The following is a 6,176-nucleotide window of genomic DNA, read 5'->3' on the forward strand; positions in this document are numbered from 1 at the left end:
CTGATGCATCTGCGAGCTTTACAAAACCATTGAGTTTCCTTATCGCGATTCACGACTTGCGTGCAAGAAGTACGTTATTGCTGTTACCGGAGCCCTCCCATGCCGATCCGACCCGCTTCCGCCCTGCTGCGGCCTCTCGCCTTGGCAACTGCCGTTATGCTCGCCCCCGCCGTCTCGGCGCAGCAGCAGGGGCAGCGGCCACCGCAGCCGGTCACCGTGGTGACGCTGCAATCCTCCGACGTGACGCTGACCACCAAGCTTCCGGGCCGGGTGCAGGCCTCCGGTGTGGCAGAGGTGCGTCCGCAGGTGAGCGGCATCATCAACGAGCGGCTCTTCGACGAGGGCACCACGGTCAACCGGGGTGATCCGCTCTACCGCATCGATCCGGCCACCTACGAGGCGGCCAAGGCCTCGGCGGAAGCCGGTCTTGCGCAGGCGCAGGCGACGCTGGCCTCGGCCGAGCGTGAGCTGAAGCGCCAGCAGGAGCTGCGCGACCGCTCGGTGACCAGCCAGCAGACGCTGGATGACGCCCTGGCCGCGCGCGACGTCGCCGAGGCGGCGGTGAAAGTATCCGAGGCGCAGCTTCTGTCCTCCGACATCGACCTCGAGCGCACCACCATCCGCGCGCCCCTTTCCGGCGTCGTCGGCCTGTCGGACGCGACGCAGGGCGCGCTGGTGACCGCCAGCCAGGCCACCGCGCTGACCACCATCCGCTCGATCGACACGGTGAACGTCGACGTGACGCAATCCGCCGCCGAGATGCTGCGCTGGCGCCGCTCGGGCCAGGCCGCCGCGCGCGAAAGCGAGGCCGAGGTGAGCCTGCGCCTCGCCGATGGCGAGCTCTACGAGCACACCGGCCGTCTTGCCGCCGCCGAGCCGCATGTGAACGAGCAGACCGGCGTGGTCGTGCTGCGCCTCGAGTTCCCCAACCCCGACCATTTCCTGCTGCCCGGCATGTACGTGCAGGTCGAGCTGCCGCAGGGCTCGGTCTACGGGGCCGTCCTTGTGCCGCAGGAGGGCGTCAGCCGTGACCGCCGTGGCCGCCCGATGGCCATGGTGGTGAACGCCGAGAACGTGGTGGAGACCCGCCAGCTGACCATCGAGAGCGATCTGGGCAACCAGTGGGTGGTGAGCGAGGGGCTCCAGGCCGGCGACCGCGTGGTCGTGGCCGGGCTGCAGAAGATCGCCGAGGGCCAGACCGTGGCCCCGGAGGAGCGCGCCGAGGCCGCCGGCGAGACCGCCGCGGCCACCGAATAAGCCCGACGCAAGGAACCTGACAATGGCACGCTTCTTCATCGACCGTCCGGTCTTTGCCTGGGTGATCTCGATCCTCATCATGGGGATCGGGGTGCTCTCGATCCTCACCCTTCCCATCGCGCAATACCCCGAGATCGCGCCGCCCTCGGTGCGGATCAGCGCGCAATACCCCGGCGCCTCGGCCGAGACGGTGGCCAACACAGTCACCCAGATCGTCGAGCAGCAGATGACCGGGCTCGACGGCATGCGCTACATGTCGTCTTCCTCGACCTCGGCGGGCACCGCCTCGATCACCCTGACCTTCGAATCCGGCACCGATCCGGACGTGGCGCAGGTGCAGGTGCAGAACAAGCTGGCACAGGCCACATCGCTGCTGCCCGAGACGGTGCAGCGGCTCGGCGTCACCGTGGCCAAGGCCTCGTCCTCCTTCATGATGGTGATCGGCCTGATCTCGGATGATGGCCGCATGGACCAGGCTGACCTCTCGGACTACCTGAACTCGAACCTCGTGGACGAGTTCAGCCGGATCGAGGGCGTCGGCGGGGCGCAGGTCTTCGGCGCGCAATACGCGATGCGGATCTGGCTCGACCCGTCCAAGCTCTCTGCCTTCGAAATGACCCCGTCGGACGTGGTCAGCGCGGTCTCGGCGCAGAACGCGCAGATCTCGGCCGGGGCCTTCGGCACGCTGCCCGCCCCCGAGGGCCAGCAGCTCAACGCCACGATCACCGCGCAGTCGCTGCTCAGCACCCCCGAGGACTTCCGCAACATCGTGCTGCGTTCGGAGACCGACGGCGGCCTCGTGCTGCTCAAGGACGTGGCGCGGGTCGAGGTCGGTGCCGAGAACTATTCCACCATCGCGCGCTACAACGGGAAGCCCTCCTCGGGCATGGCACTGCAGCTCGCCTCGGGCGCCAACGCGCTCGACACCGCCGAGCGGGTGAAGAAGCGCATCGAGGAATACTCGGAGTTCTTCCCCGAGGGCGTCAGCTACGTCATCCCCTATGACACCACCCCGTTCATCGAGATCTCGATCCACGAGGTGCAGAAGACCCTGATCGAAGCCATCGTGCTGGTGTTCTTCGTGATGCTTCTCTTCCTGCAGAACATCCGCGCGACGATCATCCCGACACTGGCCGTGCCGGTGGTCATCCTCGGCACATTCGCGATCCTCGCCATGGCGGGCTTCACCATCAACACGCTGACCATGCTCGCCATGGTGCTGGCCATCGGCCTGCTCGTCGATGACGCCATCGTGGTGGTCGAGAACGTCGAGCGGATCATGGAAGAAGAGGGGCTGAGCCCGCGCGAGGCGACCCGCAAGTCGATGGGGCAGATCACCGGCGCGCTCGTGGGCATCGCACTGGTGCTCTCGGCGGTGTTCGTGCCGATGGCCTTCTTCGGCGGCTCGACCGGGATCATCTACCGGCAGTTCTCGATCACCATCGTCTCGGCCATGGGCCTGTCGGTGCTGGTCGCGTTGACGCTGACCCCGGCGCTCTGCGCCACCATCCTCAAGGGCAAGGACGCGCATCACACCAATCGCGGCCCGCTGGGCTGGTTCAACAAGGGCTTCGACAAGCTGACCGGGGGCTATGCCGGTACCGTCGGCCACATCATCAAGCGCCCGCTGCGCATGCTGGTGGTCTACGGCGCGCTTGGCTACGCCATGGTGTTCCTGTTCAACAACACGCCCACCGGCTTCCTGCCGGACGAGGACCAGGGCATCCTGATGACCCTCATCCAGGGTCCGACCGGGGCCACCGCCGAGCGCACGCTCGACGTGGTCGAGCAGGTGCAGGACCACTTCGCCACGGAATCCGAGGCGGTGGACTCGATGTTCGGCGTGGTCGGCTTCTCCTTCGCGGGGCAGGGCCAGAACATGGGCCTCGCCTTCGTGCGGCTGAAGGACTGGTCCGAGCGCCCCTCTCCCGCGCAGAGCGTGCAGGCGGTGGCGGGGCGTGCCTTCCCGGCCTTCATGGGGATCCGCGACGCCATGGTCTTCCCGATCGTGCCGCCGGCGGTGATCGAGCTGGGCAACGTCTCGGGCTTCGACTTCTACCTGCAGGCGCAGGGCGGGCAGACGCATGAACAACTGCTGACCGCCCGCAACCAGCTGCTGGGCATGGCCTCGCAAAGCCCGCTGATCGCCTCGATCCGCCCCTCGGGGCTGGAGGATGCGGCGCAGTTCAACCTCGATATCGACTGGCGCGCCGCCGGCGCAATGGGCGTGACCCCGACCAATGTCGGGAACACGCTGTCGATCGCCTGGGCCGGTCAGTACGTGAACGACTTCAACGACAACGGCCGGATCAAGCGGGTCTACGTTCAGGGCGAGGCCGACAGCCGTGCAACCCCCTCGGACCTCGAGAAGTGGCGCGTGCGCAATGCCAACGGGGATCTGGTGCCCTTCGCCAACTTCACCAAGGAAGAGTGGACCTACGGGCCCCAGGGCCTCAACCGCTACAACGGTGTGCCCTCCATGCAGCTGCAGGGTTCGCCCGCTCCGGGCGTGACCACCGGCGAGGCGATGGCCGAGATCGAGAAGCTCGCGTCGCAGCTGCCGCCGGGCTACCAGATCGCCTGGACCGGCCTCTCTCTCGAGGAACGCGCCTCGGGCGGCTCGGCCCCGCTGCTCTACGGGCTGTCGCTGGCGGCGATCTTCCTCTGCCTCGCGGCGCTCTACGAAAGCTGGACGATCCCCTTCTCGGTGATGCTGGCGATGCCGATCGGCGTGCTCGGCACCATGGGCGCGGCCTATTGGTTCGGCTTCGAGAACGGCGTCTTCTTCCAGGTCGGCCTGCTGACCGTCATCGGCCTGACGGGCAAGAACGCGATCCTGATCGTGGAATTCGCCCGAGAACGCTACGAGGCGGGCGAAGAGCTGCTGGTCGCGGTGAAAGAGGCGGCGCGCCAGCGCTTCCGTCCGATCATCATGACCTCGCTGGCCTTCTCGCTGGGTGTGGTGCCGCTGGTGCTCTCTTCCGGCGCGGGCGCCGGCGGGCGCCGGGCGGTCGGCTCGGCGGTGCTTGGCGGGACGATCACCGGCACCGTGCTGGGCGTGCTCTTCGTGCCGCTGTTCTTCGTCGTGGTGATGAAGGTCTTCGGCCGCAAGAAAGAGCGTGAGCTGGCCGCCAAGCGGGCCGAGATGGCGGGCTGATCGCCAGAGCGAGCTGAAACCAGAGAGCGGGCCTTAGGGTCCGCTCTTTTTGTTCCGGCGGCTATGAGCAGCGCCAGATTTGCGCGGCGGAGCGGTCAGTTTCTCCATTCCCCGCTTTACCTTGCGGCGCGGCGCCGCGAAGCTCGGCCCGAGCCAATCCGGAGCCCGACGCCATGACCCATCACCACCTCGCCGCCACCCCGCAGACCGTCCATTGGGGCCGCTTCTGGTCGGAGCTGCCGCCGGTGATGACCGTCGCTCCCGGCGACCGGGTGACCATCCAGACCTTCTCGGGCCGCGAGGAGCTGTTGCCTGCCGAGGGTTCGGGGATGACCGTCGCGCCCGAACTGCGCGAGATTCTTGCGGCGGGCCTACCGCGCGTTGCCCACCTGCTGACCGGGCCGGTGGCGATCGAGGGCGCGATGCCCGGCGACGTGCTGAAGGTCGAGATCGAGCGCGTGGAGCTGGGCGCCGATTGGGGCTTCAACCTCGTGCGCCCGGCCTCGGGCACGCTGCCCGGGGAGTTTCCCGTCTCGCAGTCCGCCGTCTCGCTCATCCCCATAGACCGCGAGGCAAAGACCTGCCGGCTGCCCTGGGGGGCCACCCTGCCGCTCGCGCCCTTCTTCGGCGTCATGGGCGTGGCCCCGGCGCCCGAGTGGGGAGAGATCACCTCGATCCAGCCCCGCCAGCACGGCGGCAACATGGACCTCAAGCTGCTCACCGAGGGCGCGACGCTCTACCTGCCGGTGCAGACCGAGGGGGCGCTCTTTTCCTGCGGCGACGGCCATGGTTGCCAGGGCGACGGCGAGGTCTGCATCACCGCGCTCGAGACCGCCCTCACCGGGACCTTCCGCTTCGACCTGCTGAAGGCCGGGGACACGGCCATCGACCATCCCCGCGCCGAGACCAAGGACGAGCTCATCTCGATGGGCTTCCATGCCAGCCTCGACACCGCGCTGCAGATCGCCCTGCGCCAGATGATCGCGATGATCCGCGAGCGGGTCGGGATCACCGAGACCGAGGCCTACCAGCTCTGCTCTCTGGCGGCGGATTTCGCCGTCACACAGTCGGTGAACCAGGAGAAGGGCGTGCACGGGCGGCTGCGCAAGTCGATCCTCGAGACCGGCCGCGCCGGGGGCTGAGCCGGGTCCGGGGCAGGGGCACCGCCCCGGGCACGGCGGGCCCTCACCAGCCGCCGAAGCGGGGCCAGACCTGCAGCGGGCCGGGTTCGGCGGGCAGCAGGTGATAGCGGTCGTGCTGGGCGGCGGTGGCGCAGGCGTGGTTGGGCAGGATGCGCAGCCGCGTGCCGAGCGGCAGCTCGGGCAGGCTGGCGGCGCTGCCCGGGCGCAGCGACACGATGCCGTGCTCCTGGTTGGCGGCGGTGACGATGAGATCGGGGATCACCCGGCCCGCCTCGTCACAGACCAGCCCGTAGCCCTGGTCCACCGCCTGCGCCGCGGTGCCGCGGTCGCGCGACAGCGCCATCCAGCCGGCGTCGACCATCACCCAGCCCTTGGCCTCCTGATGGCCGATCACCGTGGTCAGCACGCTGAGCGCGATGTCGTCCACCGTGCAGACGTCGATCCCGGCCATCACCAGGTCGAAGAACATGTAGACCCCGGCGCGCAGCTCGGTGACCCCCGAGAGATCGCGGGCGGCATGGGCGGTGGGGGTCGACCCGACGCTGACCACCGGGCAGGGCAGCCCGGCGCCGCGCAGCGCCTCGGCGCTGTCGCGCAGCCCGAAGGCGACCCCTTCGAGC

At 68.7% G+C, this 6,176-nt stretch carries 4 protein-coding genes; 3 read left to right on the plus strand and 1 reads right to left on the minus strand.

Annotated features, from left to right (window positions below):
- Positions 1–99 precede the first annotated feature (99 nt).
- The 3 genes from CLG85_RS13515 to CLG85_RS13525 all read left to right on the plus strand — a co-directional run bounded on the left by CLG85_RS13515 (position 100) and on the right by CLG85_RS13525 (position 5,556).
- A complete protein-coding gene (locus CLG85_RS13515; RefSeq protein WP_176476614.1) occupies positions 100–1,257 on the plus strand; it encodes an efflux RND transporter periplasmic adaptor subunit in 1,158 nt (385 codons plus the stop codon).
- A 22-nt stretch (positions 1,258–1,279) separates the two neighbouring features.
- Entirely contained in the window at positions 1,280–4,414 is a 3,135-nt protein-coding gene (locus CLG85_RS13520) for an efflux RND transporter permease subunit (protein WP_095882672.1), read from the plus strand.
- A 173-nt stretch (positions 4,415–4,587) separates the two neighbouring features.
- Positions 4,588–5,556 carry an acetamidase/formamidase family protein gene (locus CLG85_RS13525; RefSeq protein WP_095882673.1) on the plus strand — a complete coding sequence of 323 codons (969 nt, stop codon included), beginning with the start codon at positions 4,588–4,590 and terminating at the stop codon, positions 5,554–5,556.
- Positions 5,557–5,599: 43 nt separating this feature from the next.
- Here CLG85_RS13525 and CLG85_RS13530 read toward each other — a convergent pair.
- On the minus strand, positions 5,600–6,176 hold a 577-nt coding region (locus CLG85_RS13530; protein ID WP_512699372.1), incomplete at its 5' end, for a type III PLP-dependent enzyme domain-containing protein.

It is taken from the genome of Alloyangia mangrovi, assembly GCF_002300555.2.
GTDB classification, from domain to species: Bacteria; Pseudomonadota; Alphaproteobacteria; order Rhodobacterales; family Rhodobacteraceae; genus Salipiger; species Salipiger mangrovi.

Bases quoted from the DNA above. Each gene is read 5' to 3' on its own strand.
- CLG85_RS13520 (WP_095882672.1), top strand. From the start codon at position 1,280: ATGGCACGCTTCTTCATCGACCGTCCGGTCTTTGCCTGGGTGATCTCG.
- CLG85_RS13515 (WP_176476614.1), top strand. From the start codon at position 100: ATGCCGATCCGACCCGCTTCCGCCCTGCTGCGGCCTCTCGCCTTGGCA.
- CLG85_RS13525 (WP_095882673.1), top strand. From the start codon at position 4,588: ATGACCCATCACCACCTCGCCGCCACCCCGCAGACCGTCCATTGGGGC.